An 18,740-nucleotide genomic window follows, 5' to 3' on the forward strand; every position below is an offset into this window, starting at 1 on the left:
ATGATCACTTTTCAGGAAATCACCGATATCGTTACCAGTCAGTTCCCGGAATACGCTATTTCGCCGGACACTAAAAACCTGCAACCCGCATTAATAGTACCTGCGCAGGGTATTGCGGCTATCTGCCGGTTTTTGCATGAAGACGAAAGATGCTATTTCGATTACCTGGCCTGCATTACGGCAATCGATCATGGCGTCGCTGCCGACACGATGGAGCTGATTTATAACCTCACCTCGATCCCCTACGGATCGGACCTGGCCTTGAAAACGGTCTTTGCAAGAAATACGGCCGAAGGCACTTTACCTTCCGTACCGACAGTGAGTCACATCTGGCGCACAGCCGACTGGCATGAGCGCGAGGCATTCGACCTGATGGGCATCACCTTCGATGGGCATCCCGACCTGCGACGGATCTTACTTCCAGAGGACTGGGAAGGGCATCCGCTTCGAAAGGATTACAATGCACAGGAAAGATACCACGGCATTTACGTCCGCTATGAAGACGGTAAGGTCCTGGAACCTTCCTCCGACCCCGACAGAGTGTAACAATATAGTGTCAGTGCATTCGGGCAAATAATGGCACATATTTGGTAGCATGAAAAAGCCTCATTATTTTTCGTTACCAAATTTTAATGATCACCCGCATGCGCTTCATCCTACTGACGGCCCTCTTCCTCGGCTTTTTGCAATCAGCATTCGCACTCACCGATTCCCTCATTATAAAGGGTCGGATCAATAATCTCAACGGCAGGCTTTACCGCCAGGCTCCTTTCATTACTTTTTCACGTAATAACATCCTGCAACCGCAGTCGGAGTTGAGCAAACAGGCCGATTTGCAGGCCGACGGCAGTTTTCGCGTATCGCTTCCCATGCTATTCCCGCAGGAAGAAATCTATGTGGACTACGCCGGAAAGGCATTCACGACCTTTCTCGGGTCACCGGGAACTGTTGAGATAACCTTCAACGGGGATTCAATCGGCAAGGCCAAAAAGCTGTTTTACTTCGCCGGTGCCAATGCCGATGCCAATAATCAATATCCTTTATACCTGGCTGCCGAAAACCAGCGGTTGAATAGCAGCAGGACTTTGGGTACGGAATTTTTCAAGTCATTCTGGGAGAAAAGCCCTTCCGATGCCCGCTTTATCGCGGAAAGCCGCGGTGAATTTCGGCTTGGATCGGTGAAAGCGGCTACACAGAACACGGTGGCATCGCCCGTGTTGTATAACTGGGTCAGGTCAGTGACGGACGAAGAGCAATTGCAGATTTTATACGAACACGCAATGGGAAATCAATATCAGATCAGCAAGGCATTGCTCGACAGCCTGAAACGGCTTGACCGGGCTCCGCTGACCGGGCAACGGGTGATATGGGCGAACCGGTTTGGCAACTACGCGGATCAGCTGGTGGAGGGTAAAAAATTTGATAATCCGAGCCGGACGAACTCTCTGCCAGTGAAACTCATGGCGGCGCTGATCCGTGATAATTCGAAAAACCTTTCGGCAGACGATCGCCAGCATTTAAACCAAATCACAGCAAATGGCCTTGCCGAAAAGGGAGAACTCGATTTTATGAACAAACTTTTCGCACGTAATGAATTGGTTTTAAACCTGTTGTTTAACTATGAACGAGAGAGCCGCATTTACGGAGATCTGTTCGACAGTACGGCTACCGAATTCCTCAAAGTCCGTTACCTCGCCAAAAATCTTTACAAATACACCTACCCGCAACAGTTGCTGCTCAATAACCATATTAAATCCCGGACAGGTATTTCGCAGTTCAAGCAATCGCTCGACGAAATTGTACAGCTGGAAGTTAAAGACAGCGCGAATATCAGGAAACTGGTGGATTTCAAAAATGTGCGGACCGCGCCGGCAGAAGCGTTGCCCGGCTACTACCTTACCGCTTCAAACGACCGGGGAACTTCCTGGTTCAACGGCATTATGGATGGCCTGAAAGGGAAAACCGTATACATCGTCAAATGGAATATCGAGGATGCCAAAAGCCGTGAAGAACTGGATTTCATACCTGCCTTGCAAGCCAGGGTGCCCGAAGATATTGTGTTTTTGTTCGTGCATTTTTCTACCGACGATTATACCGTTTCCGACGCTATTCTCAGGCAATACATCGTCAGACACAGGTTAAAAGGCATTCATATGTCGATAAACGACAGTCAGGCGATGGACTTGCTGTTCAGGCTCAATCCGCTTGATTTCGCGACATTCTCCATTGTGAGGCCGAACGGCAAGTTTGCCACTAAAAATGCTCCGGCACCAAGCGAAACGGAAAAGACGGCCAAGGCACTGATTGAGGTCAGCCAGCAGTAAGTTATACCTCGCATTGGTGCGTTTGCGTTAAGAAACAGTTGATTTGGAATCCGGATAGTCCATGTGTAGATATTTGCTGTTGTTTCTGATGCTTTCCTTCGCCGCGTCGGCTCAAAACCCCGACAGCTTGGAAATGCACAGCCGCGACAGTATCCGCTACACCAATCTCAAAGCGCGGATGTCAAAAACCAAGTTTTCGCGCGCGGTTTACCGGCTCTTGTTCAGGGATGTATACAACCAGGGAAAGGTGACCGAGGTGAAGGAAATCGAGACGAACCCGTTTACGCCTTACGAGGGAATGGTCATCCGGAAGATTTACGTCAGGCAGCTCAATATCCTCGGCGAATCGGTTTACGATACCACCCGGAAAGGAAACCAGCTCGAAAGGTTTTTAAGTAAAAGTGTCCATACCAACACCCGGGAAGGGATTATCCGAAAGTCATTCCTGCTATTTTCGGAGGGCGACGACATCCAGGCGCATGTATTAAAGGATACGGAACGTTTGTTGCGTGCCAACAGAATGTTTGTCGATGCGCGTATCATTGTTATACCGCGAAAGGACGTAACCTGGATGGCCGACATCATGGTGCTGATACAGGACTCCTGGTCGCTCAATTTTTCAGGCAGTTTCAGTTCGTTCAAAAAATTCAGGCTCGGGCTGGAAAACATCAATGTCCGCGGGACTACGCACTCACAGCGAACGGCCATCAAATGGGATTCGACTTTCCAGTTCAGGGCCATTTACACGGTGCCCTACATTGGCAAAACCTTCATTACGGCCCAGGCCAGCTTCATTTTCGAGCGTGATTTGAAAGAACAATCGGTGCGGATGTACCGTCGCTTCATTACCACGGAGACCAAATACGCAGGTGCCCTGGAACTCGGGCATTATAATACGCGGCAGTACAAACGGGAGGTCGAAACCACCGATTCATTGCGACTTTTGCGCACCGACTACAAATACTACGATGTCTGGATCGGGCGGTCGTTCAAGTTCCCCTTTCCCGACAGCAAACTCGCCCAGAACTCGCGGATCGTGACCGCATTCAGGCATAACAAATACAATTACGATGAGCGCCCGGAGGTAGCGCCCAACCTCAACAAGAATTACTGGAATCGCACGGCGACGCTCATCAGCCTCGGGTTTTCAAACAGGAACTATAAGCGGGACGTTTTAATCTACGGCTTCGGGCGGACGGAAGACGTGCCGGTGGGCAGCCTTTTTGCATTAACGATCGGGCGCGAAAGTACCGAGTTCGGAGCGCGCGGCTATGGCGGCATTCAGTTCGCTACGGGCAAGTACCTGCCGCATAATCTGGGATACATGTACACACTGGCCAATTTGGGCACGTATTCCAAAAACGGGACGGCACAACAGGGGGTGATCAGCGCAGAGATCAACTATATCAGCAACCTGATCCCGTTCCGGTACAGCTTCTTCCGGCAGTTTGTCAATATAAGGTTCGCAAAAGGGATCAACCGGGACCCCCTCGATTACCTCAATATCAGTGGCGACCAGGGAATACGGGGCATCAATAACGACCGGCTCATCGGAACAAAAAAGCTGACCATCGGCACCGAAACCGTGTTTTTCTCCGACAAAAGCTTGTTAGGTTTCCGGATTGCCTATTTCGTATTCGCAGACATCGGGTTGGTGAATGGCGTGCCGCACCTTTGGAAGAGCCCGCTTTACCAGGGGTACGGGCTCGGATTACGCCTCCGGAATGAAAACCTGGCTTTCAATACCCTGCAGTTGCGCTTCGGATATTACCTCAATATCCCCGAGCTCTCCTCGCCTACCCGTTTCGCTACTTCGGGCAACGTTCCGCTGCGCCTGCGCGACTTCGACATCTCCGCTCCGGCCATTGCACCCTTTCAGTAGCGCACAAATTCGTTTTATAAATACCTGATTAATAATTAGATACACACAAATTTCAAAAATTTACACTTATTTCAAGCCACATCCTGTCCTTTTTCGGATATGAGAATTAACTTTGTGGAATTTTTGGACGTACCCCTGCTCGGAATCGTCAGGCAACTGCCAAAAGTTGTTCAAGTATTTCCTTCATTTCTACAAATTACCATTTACTGTGCCCAAAAATACGAGTATCAAATCCGTTCTGATTATCGGTTCAGGCCCCATCGTTATCGGTCAGGCGTGCGAGTTTGACTATTCCGGCTCTCAGGCAGCCCGTTCGCTGCGAGAAGAAGGGATTGAGGTAGTTCTGATCAACTCCAATCCTGCAACAATCATGACTGACCCTATCAGTGCAGATCATGTGTACCTGCTGCCGCTGGAAAAGAAGTACATCGTTGAAATTCTGGAAAAACACAAGGCGTTGGGCAGGCCCATCGACGCGGTGCTTCCCACAATGGGTGGCCAAACGGCGCTGAACCTGGCTATTGACTGTGACAAAGCAGGTATCTGGAAAAAGTATGATATTGACATTATCGGTGTGGACATCAAAGCGATCGAAACGACCGAGGACCGGGAGAAATTCCGCTTGAAAATGCTCGAACTGGGCGTGAACGTATGCAAGGGCCGCACAGCCCGCTCTTTCCTTGAAGGAAAAGAGATCGCTCAGGAAATCGGCTTCCCGCTGGTAATCCGCCCTTCATTCACCCTTGGTGGTACGGGAGGTGGATTTGTGGAAAAAGAAGAAGATTTCGACAAAGCGCTGAACTACGGCTTGCACGCGTCACCTGTACACGAGGTACTGGTGGAGCAAAGTGTAATGGGCTGGAAGGAATACGAGCTCGAACTCCTCCGCGACAGCAAAGGGAACTTCATCATCATCTGTTCGATCGAGAACTTCGACCCGATGGGTGTACATACCGGCGACAGTATCACGGTTGCACCGGCGATGACGCTTCCCGACACATTATACCAGCAAATGCGCGACCTTTCGATCAAGATGATGAACGGTATCGGCAAGTTTGCGGGTGGCTGTAATGTACAATTCTCGGTAAACCCGGCTGACGACAAGATCATCGCGATCGAGATCAACCCGCGCGTATCGCGTTCTTCGGCATTGGCTTCGAAAGCGACTGGTTACCCTATCGCGAAAATCGCTGCGAAAATGGCGATCGGCTACGACCTCGACGAGCTCATCAACCCGATCACCGGCAGTACTTCCGCATTCTTCGAACCTTCGATCGACTATGTGATCGTGAAAGTTCCGCGCTGGAACTTCGATAAATTCAAAGGTGCCGACCGCTCACTGGGTCTTCAAATGAAATCCGTTGGTGAAGCAATGGGTATCGGACGTAACTTCCAGGAGGCATTGCAAAAGGCTTGTCAGTCACTGGAAATCCGCCGGAACGGACTTGGCGCCGACGGCCGCGAGTTGCGCGACCAGGAGGCTATCAAGCACAGCCTTGCACACCCGAGCTGGGACCGCCTGTTCCATATTTACGATGCATTCAAAATAGGTCTGTCGTTCAAAACGATCCAGAACCTCACTAAAATAGACGCGTGGTTCCTCCGCCAGATCGAAGAGCTGATCGAGCTGGAACACGAAATCGAGAAATTCGACCTAGAAGACCTGCCGAAGGATTTGCTTTTGACAGCGAAACAAAAAGGCTACGCCGACCGCCAGATCGCCCATTTGATCGGCACGAAGGAAAGCAAGGTTTACGACCGCCGGAAAGCACTGGGCATCAAGCGTGTATACAAATGCGTTGATACCTGTGCAGCTGAATTCGAAGCAAAAACACCTTACTACTACTCCACTTTCAATACCTCGCAGGAGTTCCCAGACAACGAGTCGATTGTAAGCGACCGCAAAAAGGTTGTCGTGCTCGGCTCGGGACCAAACCGGATCGGCCAGGGTATCGAATTCGACTACTCTTGCGTACACGGTGTCTTGGCAGCGAAGGAAGCCGGTTACGAAACGATCATGATCAATTGTAACCCTGAAACCGTTTCGACCGACCCGGATATTTCCGACAAACTGTATTTCGAACCGGTTTTCTGGGAGCACGTTTTCGACATAATCGAGCACGAAAAGCCTGAGGGCGTAATCGTTCAGCTTGGTGGTCAGACAGCCTTGAAAATGGCTGAGAAACTGGAAAAATATGGTGTGAAAATCATCGGTACCAGCTACCACTCGCTCGACTGGGCTGAGGACCGCGGGCGGTTCTCGTCATTGCTCGAAGAATTGGGCATCCCATTCCCGAAATTCGGTACTGTAAGAAGCTCCGACGCTGCGGTTGAACTTTCCCGCACGCTCGGCTTCCCGCTGCTGGTTCGTCCAAGCTACGTTTTGGGTGGCCAGAGCATGAAGATCGTGATCAACGAGAAGGAGCTGGAACAACACGTGGTGAAAATCCTTCACGACATTCCGGACAACAATATCCTCCTCGACCACTTCCTCGAAGGTGCATTGGAAGCGGAAGCTGATGCGATCTGCGACGGTGAAGACGCTTACATTATCGGTGTCATGGAGCATATCGAACCAGCGGGTATCCACTCCGGTGACTCGCACGCCGCATTGCCTCCTTTTGACCTCACGGCCGACGAAATTCGCCAGATCGAGGAGCATACCCGCAAAATCGCGTTGGCGATGAACGTGAAGGGGTTGATCAACGTACAATTCGCGGTGAAAGAGGGCGTCGTGTATGTGATCGAGGCCAACCCGCGTGCATCGCGTACCGTTCCGTTCATTTGCAAGGCCTACCAGGAACCTTATGTGAACTACGCAACCAAGCTGATGCTTGGCGACAAAAAGGTGAAGGATTTCGACTTCAAACCAGTAAAAGAAGGCTGGGCGATCAAGATCCCTGTGTTCTCGTTCAACAAATTCCCGAATGTAAACAAGGAACTCGGCCCTGAAATGAAATCGACCGGTGAAGCGATCTATTTCATCAAGGATCTGGAAGACGAGTTTTTTCAGAAAATTTACGGCGAAAGGAATCTTTACCTGAGCCGGTAAATATAGCTCTTGAAGCAAAGTGCAAAGCCCCGGAATAATCCGGGGCTTTTTGCGTTAATCAGGTTTTGTAAACAGGAATAAAATAGTGGTCACATGCCCTCAGATATTCTGCATAATGTACTATTTTCGGGAATTAATTGTAACCACTCCCCTACATGTCTAAGTTTTACGCTTGCATTCTTGCAATGTGGCTTTGTGTTCATTTTACTGCATTTGCACAAACAGCTACCATTAGTCTCAGTTACGATAATTCTTCGAACATCTGTATAAACTCCACTTACCGGCTCGGTATCACAACGACCGGGACATTCGGCGCAGACAACAAGTTTTCTGTCCAGATCAGGAAAAGCGAGTATTCGTCGACCGTGACCGACGTCCCGGCAGTGCTGGTCAATGGCAGGCTAGAATTTACCTTGAAAGATTCGGCGAACTTTGCAGGAAGCTATGTGCAGTTCAGGGCCATTGCATCATCTCCGAAAACAGAAAGCGTATGGTCTGGCAGCATACAGATGTACACTAAGGGACGCATTATTCTCAATCCGGAAAATAAAACGGATACCTTAAATGCTTTCGATAACGCATCAATCCTTTTTGGATGGAACAGCGTCGGAGATGCCCGCGTGACATTGAACGACAGCACCAGACTCAACTTATCAAGCTACTCAATACCGTCTTCCGCCCAGCATACGGTTACCATTCCCGACAATTTCCCCGGCTACACCATTGCACATGCAGAAAACAACTGTGGCGCGATGCAGGTGAGCGGAACTTACCGGCCGGTTATCAATGCTACGTCCATCAAGATAGCCGGCGTGACACCAAGTGCGATCTGTGAGGGAAGCGACGTGCGTGTGTCGTTCTCAACGGCAGGGACGCCCTTTACGGCGCAAACCCGCTACCGGCTCCGGTTCACCGAAGTATACTATTCCAGCAATGCCCCGATCACGGTGGAAACGCCCGCAACATTGACCAACGGCGTGCTGGTAGCGACATTTCCGACGCAACTTCAAATTAAAACGAATAAGGAATTCACGGTCCGGATCATTACCGACAACCCTGCCACTCTATCGTCCGGGCCGGCAGTTCAGGTGTCGCTATGGCCCAAAACCGGTGCGACCTTCAATACCTCGAGCCAGACTTTGACCCAGTTCGGGCCTGCCAGTCTGGGCATTAATACCACGGGCCTTCCGCCCATGACCGTCGAGCTTACGGACGGCACAAAAAGTACAAGCGGCTATGGCACTATCGATATCCCGATTTTCCCGATCACTGATCAGGAGTACCGGATTAAATCAGTCACTTCCGGCTGCGGCACCGTGGAAATAACTAACCCTGAAACAGTCCGCATTAAAGTGAAGCCAGGCATCCGTATCTATGAGGGCAATACCGCTCAGACGTTGTGCTCGGGTTCCAACGCCCGTCTCCGTTTTGTTACGAGCGCTGCAATCACCGATGCCACGAAATTTACGGTCCAGGTCTATAATGGTTATACCAGTCAATACGAGACCTACAATGCTACACGCTCGGGCGAATACCTGGAATTTGCCTTGCCAAACCGTACAGGAGGAACATCCTATACTTTCCAGATCTATACTACGAACCCTGCAATGTCGTCGCAAATCGCTTCTGTGAATGTGCAAACGATGCCCAACCTGACCTACGCCTCCCGTCAGAACACGTTCGTATTCAAGCTACCGACGAAAGTTCAAATCGGTTATGAGTTTGAGGGCGGAGGGCCGTTCACGGTGGAAGCTCAGGACGGAACCGTCAAAACGTATGATAGCAATGTGTATGACGTGGAACAACTGTTTGTCCGCGAAAGCATGGATTATAAGATCAAGTCCATTGCAAATGGTTGTTTTAAAAACACCAATCCCCGAAATGTTCGCCTCACTGTCTCACCTTCTTCCGAACCGGGCATTTATCTGGAGCCTTTGAAAACGGCGATTTGCAGTGACGATAGCCTGGAAATTACTTTCGGCACGGTAGGGCAGTTTACCGCGGGAAACAGGTTTTCCATTCAAACTAACGCTCCTTGCTGTAACTTTCAGGCATTGCGTGTGGTAGAAAAAGAGGGTAAATACAAGATCAAACTTTCTATTCAGGCGCTCAGCGCCATCGAAACCGATATTCGTATCGCATCTACAAACCCCGTTCTTTTCAGTAATGAGGAACATATTCGTCTGCAATCTCCCCTTACCCAGTTTTACCTTTATCCACAGGCCAAGGCCGAAGAACCCTGGCGGTATGTTGCCAGCCCGAGCCCAGGGTGGGGACAAATTCTTTCACTTTCGGCCAACTCGCAGTTTCAAAGCATTGTCTACACAGAAAACGGGGTAGAACGGACTGCCACTTTCAACCAGTACAATTCTTCGATACCAACAAACCCAAAAACCGGTGAACTCTCGACTTACATCGTTAAGTCAGCCACCAATGCCTGTGGAACTTATCCTGTTGATCTCGCGACCTACATTCAGGCAATGCCCTACCGCATTCAGTTTTCTCAATACAATACGCCGAATTACTGCGCCGATGCCCCTTTGAGTATCCCTTTTGGAATTGTGGAAGGGAAATCCGACAATGCTACATTTACGCTGCAAATAGCACGTAGCGGCAGTTCTGAATACCAAACTATTATTACCGGCGAAAAGGGCAGTATTATCAAAACCACCGTCCCCAAAGGTATGGAGCCCGGCTACTATAATATCCGCCTGCTGTCTTCCGAAGGTTCTATTTCGGATCCGCTCGGGGTACAGATCTCCACGCCCCCGACCGCCATATTAACCCCTGGAAATTCCCAACCGAATCCTATCCGTATCGATGCAGGATCAGGTATTTCATTGCAAGTCAAAACCACCGGCACCGCACCTATTTCGACGGTTTTCAGCGATAATACCCGGCAAGAATTTTACACCGGGGACCAGAGCTGGTATACTTATCCGCTAAAAAGCCAGGAATACTCTATACGCTCCGTGAGCAATGTGTGTGGATATGGTACCGGTTCGGGGGCCGTCAATGTCATCGTCAACCCGAAACTGTCGTTGTACTCTCCATCGGGCAGCGTGTGCGAAGGCGGCACAGTTACCGTCAGCTACGAGCTGAACGGAGATGTGGATCTTTCTAATGAATACATCCGGTTTGGCATCTCGGATCAAGCCAGCTCAAACGTGATCATGCTCGATTCCACGAGATCGCTCAAAGGAATAAAAAACTTAACAATGCCGAATTCGCTACCCGGCAGCTATTACAGGATCATCTGTACCGTTGAAAAATACAAAATCCAGTCGACGCTTTCCGTTTACGTGACCACCAAACCCAGCGTCACACTCTTAGGTAACACGGTCATCAACGCCGGCGAAAGTACAACGCTGGTAATCAGATCGAACAAGTCAACCCCCGATGTGAACAAATTTGTATTGTCCGACGGAAGCAAAGGTGAAGTTTACTCGTCGGGTACCGCACAGGTAACTGTGTCTCCGCAAAAAACCACGACTTATACCATTTCTTCCGTCACGAACGGCTGCGGGAATGGTACAACCACCGGCTCTGCGACGGTGGAAGTCAATCCTCCTTCCGAACGCAGCATAACGGTCACAACGATAACTTCCAGCAGCGGTTACGGCCTTTGTACCGGCGATACCATTGCCATAGGCTACAAAACCGCTGGGTCGTTTTCGGCAGGCAACCAATTTACCGTTCAGCTATCCGACACTACCGGACGGAACTTCCGAGCCATCACCACCATTCCGGGCAGTAATCCTATTAAGGCAGTAATGCCTACCGACCTTGTGGCTGGTATCCTGTACCGAATCCGTGTTGTGGCCTCCGATGCGAATACCGCCAGCAGCGCCTATGCATCGCCCATGAATGTAAGCCAGAAGGCCAGGGCGAAATTTGCCTCCGAGACCGTGATTTTCGATGGGGTTAAAAATCCGAAGGTAACCGTTTTGCTCTCAGGTGGCGGTCCGTGGTATTACCAGTTCGGTACGGACGCCAACGTCATAAACCGGCAGTCGAGTGTACCGACCGATGTCGTGGAGCTCTTCCAGGCATCCCCAAGCCAATACTACCGCCTGTTCCGTGTCTCCAACAGCTGCGGCAATGGAATTATTGATTCGCCCTCCATCGTGAAGGTAGAGATTGTCACCGCCACCGAACCGCATGTCTCCGTCTATCAGGCGACAGTAGCTCCTAACCCGGCACAGGATGTTCTTGCTATAAGATCGGAGGACGGCACTGAAAAAAGCATCCGCCTCATTAGCCAAAACGGGAATGTGGTGCGCACCATCAAAACCCGCAAGCGCGAGGAGACACTTGATATCCGCGACCTTTCACCCGGCATTTACCTGCTTCATATAGACGCCAAAGGCAGGAAAGCGACATTCAAGGTGATCAAGCAATAAAACGCATTCATACCAAAACAGGAAAGCCCGGATCGCTCCGGGCTTTTTGCATTATATCAATTTTAAAAAATTTTCTACTTCACTTCCTCATAGTCGACATATTCACCGCCCTGGAACCGCGAAGAGTCATTGGCATTTGATGGCGTACTATCGACCCGAACGCCTCCTGGCTTGGTACGGGCCTTTTCCTGTTGCCGTTGTGCCCGGAATGCCCTTTCCTGTTGCTTGACCAGTTGCCTGCCTACTAGCAAGTGAAAAAGGAACCGTCTGAAAAACGGTACAAATGCGATCAGGAGCAGGAATATGAATAATATATTAAATACCAGTTTCATTTTTCAAGAATTTTTTACCTCAATCAATAACGTAAACCTAGCATAAATAGCACACGAATATAAGTAAAACCTCATGAAAGACGAAACCGGGCATTGAGCGGCGCTCTCGCATTACCGGCGGCTTTTATGCCAGATCGACCGCCTTGCTATTCTCTACCACGCGCTCGTAATACGCTTCGTAATGCGGCAGGATCTTCGCTACATCGAATTCGCGGGCCCTAGCCAGCGCGTTCGCTTTGAAAGTCGGCAGGTTAGCATCGTCGAGAATGTAGGCGGCGTGCTTCACCATATCCTCCACATCACCTACATCACTCAGGAAACCGGTTACGCCGTGCACATTCAATTCCGGGAGACCGCCCGCATTAGACGTAATAATAGGTACTTCGCAGGCCAGGGCTTCGAGGGCGGCCAGTCCGAAACTCTCGGATTCGGAAGGCATCAGGAACAGGTCAGCTACGGAAAGCACTTCTTCGATCGCATCGAGTTTACCCAGGAAACGGACGTCCGAAAGCATATCCAGGTCCTTGCAAAGGCGCTCGATCCGCATACGGTCGGGGCCGTCGCCTACGAGGAGCAACTTGCTCGGCAATAGTTTACGGAGCCTTTCGAAGATCATGATCACGTCGTCGATCCTCTTTACTTTCCTGAAATTGGAGGTATGCACGATCAGCTTCTCGTTATTGGGGCAAATGGCGAGTTTGAAATGATCCTTTTTCTGGCGGTTAAAACGGTCGAGATCGATAAAGTTGGGGATCACTTCAATATCTTTGGTGATCTTGAAATGATCGTATGTGTCCTTTTTAAGCGAATCAGAAACCGCAGTAATACCATCCGATTGATTAATGCTGAAAGTCACCACCGGCTCGTAGGAAGGGTCTTTTCCAACCAGGGTAATGTCCGTGCCATGCAATGTCGTAATTACCGGAATGTGAATGCCTTGCGCAGCCAGAATCTGTTTGGCGAGGTATGCAGACGACGCGTGCGGGATCGCATAATGTACGTGAAGTAAATCGAGCCCCGCATTGGCTACTACATGCACCATTTCGCTCGACAGCGCCGACTCATAAGGCGGGTATTGGAACAACGGGTAGGCGGGTATATTTACTTCGTGATAATAGAGGTTCTCATTAAAAAAATCCAGCCGTTGGGGCTGGGAGTAGGTAATGAAATGAACCTGGTGGCCGGCTTTCGCAAGCGCTTTTCCAAGCTCGGTAGCTACCACACCGCTTCCTCCGAAGGTAGGATAGCATACGATACCAATTTTCATAATAGGTCAGCAAATGGTTGAATGTCCGGATGAACAACCGTCCGGATAACGGTTTAAAATAGCTAACAACAAATGCAGGTTTTTTATCCCACAAATGGATAAAGAAGTGAAGAATTGTCGTTAATGGGATAAAATGAATAATTTTATTGCCTAAACCTTCTTTTTCCAGCGTCAAACTTCATGAATGTGTCGGCCAGACCCAAGATTACAACGTGGGATTATGTCACCGGGAGTGCACGGCTTGTGCGCATGACCAATCTGGTCATTGTGGCTCTGACGCAATACCTCACGCGCATCCTGCTCATTGGCCCACGGCATGAATGGAAGTCGATTGTCACCGATATCGACATGTTCGTCCTGGCACTCTCGACGGTTTGCATTGCCGCTGCCGGTTACATTATAAACGATTATTTCGATGTCAAGATCGACATCGTCAATAAGCCCGAAAGAGTGGTGGTGGGCCGCTACCTGAAACGCCGCTGGGCCATGGGTGCGCACCAGGTTTTGAACGTGGTCGGAGCCGTGCTCGGGTTAGTCGTCAGTCCGTACATCTTCATTATCAATGTTTTTTCGATCACGCTGCTCTGGTTTTACTCCGAGCGGTACAAGCGGCTGCCGTTCATCGGAAACTTTATTGTTTCGCTGCTGACCGGCCTTACCCTGCTCATACTCACCGTACATTACCCGGCCAACCGGCACCTGGTATTTATTTACGCGGTTTTCTCTTTCTTCATTTCGCTTATCCGCGAAGTAGTGAAGGATATGGAGGACATTCGAGGCGACGAGGCGCACGGCTGCCGCACATTACCAATTATCTGGGGGATCCGGCGCACGAAAACATTCCTATACTCGGTCATCGTCGTTTTTGTACTTACGCTGTTTGTGATGGCCCGGGCATTGCAGAACAACCTGCTTACACTTCTCTTCCTACTGCTCCTGATCCCGATCGCGTTGCTGGTAATGCGTCTCTATCAGGCCGATACCCGCCGCGATTTCAGGGAAATCAGCAGCCTTTGCAAGATCATTATGCTGCTTGGCCTGATCACCATGATCTGGGCATGAAGCACCGATTAATTTAACACTTCACGCCGCTTAATTAACCGGTTGAAAAGTTATATTTGGTCACCCCAAAACTAAATCGCTGTTACGAATATGAAAAAGTTTATCCTATGGAGCATCGCTTGTCTGCTGATGCTTAGCCTGGGCGCCAATGCCCAGGAATGTGCCGGCTTTACATTCAAAGAAGGAGGCGGATTTGAAATGAACAACTATGACGGAAAGGGCAAGGCGCTTGGAAAGCTTACCTATAAAATCGCCAAAGTAGCCAGGGAAGGCAGCAACACAGTGGTAACTATCGACATGGAATCCTTTAATACCAAGGGTAAATCCGAGCTCAAAAACACTTACCAGATGAAATGCGACGGAAACGTGCTGACGCTCGACGCCGCTTCGCTCGTCAGCCAGGAGCAACTGAAATCGTTTCAGAATATGGAGATGAAATTTACCTATGACAATATCGAAATCCCGTCCAAACTATCGGTAGGCGATAAGTTGAAGGATGCAGCTGTGAAAGGCGAAGGGAAGTCGGGCCCGATGACTGTGGTTTTCAATATGTTTATCAAAAACCGCACGGTGGCCGGCCAGGAAAAACTCACTATCCCGGCGGGAAGCTATGATGTTTACAAAATTAATTCGGACATGAATATGGAAATGGTGATGGGGTTTCCTGTAAAAATGGAGATGCAAAGCGTTTCCTACCGCGCACCCGGCATTATCTGGGACCTGAAAACCGAGACTTATCGCAAAGGAAAACTGATGGGGTATAGCGAGCTGGCCAAAATTTATTGATTTCAGACAAGTCTATATTAACATTCCCCTAAATAACGGCTTGCAGTTCGTCGGCAAGCCGTCTTTTTATAGCTTTGTCCGGGTATTTTGCTGACAATACTCCTTATCTATCACATAACAACTACGCTTAATAATGAAGAGAATTGCCATTTTTGCCTCCGGTTCAGGGTCCAATGCTGAAAAGATCTGCGAACATTTCGCTGATCGCGACGACGTGGATGTATCGCTGATTTTCACCAACAATCCCATGGCCGGAGTGATCAAGAGGGCGCTCAAATTGCAAATACCGGTTGTATTTTTTGACAAGAAAACTTTTTACCACACGGGGAAAATTCAGCAGATCCTCCAAAACGAAGGCATCGATCTCGTGGTACTGGCCGGCTTTATGATGCTCGTGCCACCGGTACTCGTCAATTCATTTCCGAATAAAATGATCAATATCCACCCTGCATTGCTACCCAAATACGGCGGCAAAGGCATGTACGGGCATTTTGTGCATGAAGCTGTGGTGAATGCCGGAGAGACCGAATCGGGCATCACGATCCATTACGTAAACGAGCATTACGACGAGGGCGACATCATTTTTCAGGCTAAATGCGATGTGATACCCGGAGATACAGCGGAAGACGTCGCACGCAAGGTACACGCGCTCGAATACGCGCATTACCCGCGTGTAATCGAGGAAATCCTTACCGGACAGTAAGTCATTACACCATGCTGTTCTTCCTGCTAGCGGTTGCTTTCACGGTCATGCTCTACCTGATCATGCGCGCTTACCCGCGTTACCGGGTGAATTCGTTCCACGCGGTGGTTTTCAACTATTACGCCTGCGTGCTCACCGGCCTTGTGCTCACGCCCGACCTCCGTGTATTTACAGAGGTACAATGGACGTCGGAAGGGACGGTCCTTACGATGGCGCTCGGAGCGATGTTCGTCACGGCTTTTATGCTCATCGGGCTTACTGCGCAAAAAGTGAGTGTGACCGCTACGTCGCTGGCAGGCAATATGTCGCTGGTGATTCCGGTTCTTTTCGGACTTTTCGTTTTCAGGAACAACAATAAAGATTTTACCGCGCTCAATTACCTGGGGCTTGTGCTTGCACTCGTGGCGCTGGCATTGGGTGCCATCCAACGTTCAACGAAAGGATCCGACACGGCAAATACCGCCGGTGCCGGGCAGGCGGCGAAGCAGGCATTGTGGGTTTTTCCCGTTCTGACATTCTTTGCCAGCGGCACGAACAATACCCTGATCAATTTTTTATCCTCCAAATACTACCCGTCCGGCCAGATCACCGTGTTTATGATCGTCGCCTGCTTTGGCGCTATGGTGATCGGCACGTCGATTCTCGTCTACCGGATCATTGCGCATGGCCACAGGTTGCATCTTCGGAGCGTCGTTGGCGGACTGCTGCTTGGAGTACCCAATTTTTTGTCGCTCTATTTCCTCCTGCTGGCATTGGCTGCGTTCGGAAACAGTGCGGCCTATGTATTCCCGATCTATAATATCCTCACCATGCTCGTTTCGGCCCTTGCGGCCTGGGCATTGTATAAGGAACGCCTTAATACATTGAATAAATGGGGACTTGTACTCGCCGTAGTCGCCATTGTACTGATTTCCTACCAGGAACTGAACCTGTGATCCTGCGAGCACTGTTTACCTACCATGACCGACACCGCCATCCTGCATATTCCTGAGCAAGACAAGCCGCTCAACAAGAAACAAAAAGAATTTAATGTGCTTTCGGAGACGATAGAAGCACTCGACCGCCAGTTGGCCGACCTTCAACAAGCGTACGACGAAATGTTGCGGCGGATACCGTCCGACCTCGACCCGCTGGTACGGGAATACCAGGGGTACCGGGCCGATATCGTCAACCTTTGGGACCGTACCTACGAAGCGGAGCACTTTCGGAAGGCCTATCAAACCAAACTCGCCTATCTGATCATTGAAAATGCATATGATCTGATTAAGAATCACGACCGTTCCGAGCTGAAACCCGTTTTCAATAAATATAGCGCGACAGACATCGATGTGCTGCTGGAAGAAGAGCGCCTTCGGGAAAGCGCACGGATTGAAGACCCGGCATTTTTGTTGGAAAGTGTCTATGAACCCGAGCCAGAGGTGTCGTTCCATGAACTTTCGGAAGAAGAGCAGCAGCGGATCAAGGCGGAAAGAAGAGAACAGCGCATGGACCAGCGGACGCGCGAAGCACAGCAGGCGAAGACAACCAAATCGGTGCGGAGCGTGTATATGGAGCTCGTAAAGACTTTCCACCCGGACCGGGAAACGGACGAAGGGGAAAAACAACGTAAAACCGAGACAATGCAGCGCATTACGAAAGCCTATCAGGAGAATAACCTGCTTTCGTTGCTGAAACTGCAAATGGAGCTCGAACAGATTGACCGCTCAGGCCTTGAAAACCTCAATAAAAACCAGCTCAGCTATTACAACAAGATTCTCCGCCAGCAAATCGAGGAATTGGGCCAGCAGAAGGTTTTGATACAACAGAAAATATCGGCGGTTTGCAGCCTCCCCTACCAACACGCTAATTCCCAGGTAACGGTGATTGCGAAATTCAATACTGTCATCAACGGGTTGAAGGTGGAGATCAAAAACATTAAGAAAACCTACAAACACTGGCTCGTGCCATCGCAGCTCAAAGCCTATCTGAAACCCTTCCAGATCCCGGATCAGCCAGAAGGTGAGTTAGAAGAATAGCCTCATAACGGCCGTTTTTGCGGGAAACGGATACAATACGTAGAGGTTTTTCCACGATATTCAGCACGAATTTAAATATGATTATACAAATATAGCTCCACACGGCCCTAGGGATAAGCTGGTTAAATGGAATCGTGCACAACAAGCATGATTGGCATATAATTTATGTCTAATAGCCTTGACGCACCCAAACTCATATTTAAATGAAAAATTGTATTTTTTTGCTGCTCGCAGTCGTATTTTGTAGCTCGCGGGCACAAGCTCAGGAAAACGTTTCCATAGGCCCGCTTGTAGGATTGTCGATTGCCAATTTCCGCGGCGATGTTTCGAACACGGACTGGAAACCAGGATTGACAATAGGTGGCTTCTACAATTACAGCTCCGAATCGGGCTTCGGTTTTAGCGGGCAGTTGCTTTTCACCCAGCTTGGCGCACAGATCAACAACAAGACCAACGAAATCAACCTAAACTACATTCAGGCTCCACTGCTGGCCACTTTCTTCTTCGGACGCTACGGTGACCGCGTTCGCCCCAAAATTTTCCTCGGCCCCAACCTCAATTTCCTGGTTGGCGCGAGGGACAAAAACGGCAACAATATCAACGGAGACTCCAACAACCGTATTTACGCCCCATTTGACCTCGGCCTTACCTTCGGTGCCGGATTGAATTACCGCTTGCAGGAAAAAATATGGCTGAATTTCGATGCGCGGTACGGTCTGGGATTGATCGACGTCACCAGGCTCGACAATGCAAAGGTCAAAAACAACAACTGGGGTATCAACGTGGGGCTGAGTTTCCCGCTGGGCACCTACAACAAAAATACGGGAAGACTACGTACGCGCTAACACACTATGATTCGTGAACAGAAGGGCATCCAAATTTGAGTGCCCTTCTTTATTTTTGTTCCAATGGAA

General features: G+C 49.7%; 13 protein-coding genes. 11 read left to right on the top strand and 2 right to left on the bottom strand.

Translation table 11 applies throughout. The annotated features are described in order from the left end of the window. The first annotated feature begins 3 nt into the window (after positions 1-3). The 5 genes from IEY24_RS20650 to IEY24_RS20670 all read left to right on the top strand — a co-directional run bounded on the left by IEY24_RS20650 (position 4) and on the right by IEY24_RS20670 (position 11,661). On the top strand, positions 4-546 hold the full coding sequence (locus IEY24_RS20650) for an NADH-quinone oxidoreductase subunit C (RefSeq protein ID WP_188937265.1): 543 nt from the start codon (positions 4-6) through the stop codon (positions 544-546). 98 nt (positions 547-644) lie between these two features. Continuing rightward, a complete protein-coding gene (locus IEY24_RS20655) occupies positions 645-2,324 on the top strand; it encodes a hypothetical protein (RefSeq protein ID WP_229222793.1) in 1,680 nt (559 codons plus the stop codon). A gap of 61 nt (positions 2,325-2,385) precedes the next feature. Further along, entirely contained in the window at positions 2,386-4,206 is a 1,821-nt protein-coding gene (locus IEY24_RS20660) for a BamA/TamA family outer membrane protein (protein ID WP_188935604.1), read from the top strand. A 208-nt stretch (positions 4,207-4,414) separates the two neighbouring features. Beyond that, the gene (carB, locus tag IEY24_RS20665) at positions 4,415-7,258 is read left to right on the top strand and encodes a carbamoyl-phosphate synthase large subunit (protein ID WP_188935605.1); all 2,844 of its coding nucleotides are present in this window, start codon (positions 4,415-4,417) and stop codon (positions 7,256-7,258) included. A gap of 155 nt (positions 7,259-7,413) precedes the next feature. Further along, on the top strand, positions 7,414-11,661 hold the full coding sequence (locus tag IEY24_RS20670; protein WP_188935606.1) for a T9SS type A sorting domain-containing protein: 4,248 nt from the start codon (positions 7,414-7,416) through the stop codon (positions 11,659-11,661). A gap of 74 nt (positions 11,662-11,735) precedes the next feature. Here the strand turns inward: IEY24_RS20670 and IEY24_RS20675 are convergent, their stop codons facing one another. Together IEY24_RS20675 and bshA are read right to left on the bottom strand one after the other, a co-directional pair. Further along, positions 11,736-11,993 carry a DUF4834 family protein gene (locus IEY24_RS20675; protein ID WP_188935607.1) on the bottom strand — a complete coding sequence of 86 codons (258 nt, stop codon included), beginning with the start codon at positions 11,991-11,993 and terminating at the stop codon, positions 11,736-11,738. 124 nt (positions 11,994-12,117) lie between these two features. Next, positions 12,118-13,260, bottom strand: coding sequence for an N-acetyl-alpha-D-glucosaminyl L-malate synthase BshA (bshA, locus tag IEY24_RS20680; RefSeq protein WP_188935609.1), 1,143 nt, complete (start codon positions 13,258-13,260; stop codon positions 12,118-12,120). A gap of 180 nt (positions 13,261-13,440) precedes the next feature. On the opposite strand from bshA, the gene IEY24_RS20685 reads away from it, so the two are divergent. From IEY24_RS20685 to IEY24_RS20710, 6 genes are all read left to right on the top strand, one after another. Then, positions 13,441-14,322, top strand: coding sequence for a geranylgeranylglycerol-phosphate geranylgeranyltransferase (locus IEY24_RS20685; RefSeq protein ID WP_188935611.1), 882 nt, complete (start codon positions 13,441-13,443; stop codon positions 14,320-14,322). Positions 14,323-14,412: 90 nt separating this feature from the next. Next, a complete protein-coding gene (locus IEY24_RS20690; protein WP_188935613.1) occupies positions 14,413-15,108 on the top strand; it encodes a TapB family protein in 696 nt (231 codons plus the stop codon). A 133-nt stretch (positions 15,109-15,241) separates the two neighbouring features. Next, a complete protein-coding gene (gene purN, locus IEY24_RS20695) occupies positions 15,242-15,811 on the top strand; it encodes a phosphoribosylglycinamide formyltransferase (protein WP_188935615.1) in 570 nt (189 codons plus the stop codon). 11 nt (positions 15,812-15,822) lie between these two features. Then, positions 15,823-16,746 carry a hypothetical protein gene (locus tag IEY24_RS20700; RefSeq protein ID WP_188935617.1) on the top strand — a complete coding sequence of 308 codons (924 nt, stop codon included), beginning with the start codon at positions 15,823-15,825 and terminating at the stop codon, positions 16,744-16,746. A 24-nt stretch (positions 16,747-16,770) separates the two neighbouring features. Next, positions 16,771-17,826, top strand: coding sequence for a hypothetical protein (locus IEY24_RS20705; RefSeq protein WP_188935619.1), 1,056 nt, complete (start codon positions 16,771-16,773; stop codon positions 17,824-17,826). A 203-nt stretch (positions 17,827-18,029) separates the two neighbouring features. Next, positions 18,030-18,671, top strand: coding sequence for a porin family protein (locus IEY24_RS20710; RefSeq protein ID WP_188935621.1), 642 nt, complete (start codon positions 18,030-18,032; stop codon positions 18,669-18,671). The last annotated feature ends 69 nt before the right edge of the window (positions 18,672-18,740 follow it).

Origin of the sequence: Dyadobacter endophyticus (assembly GCF_014641595.1) — a bacterium.
GTDB lineage: Bacteria > Bacteroidota > Bacteroidia > Cytophagales > Spirosomataceae > Dyadobacter > Dyadobacter endophyticus.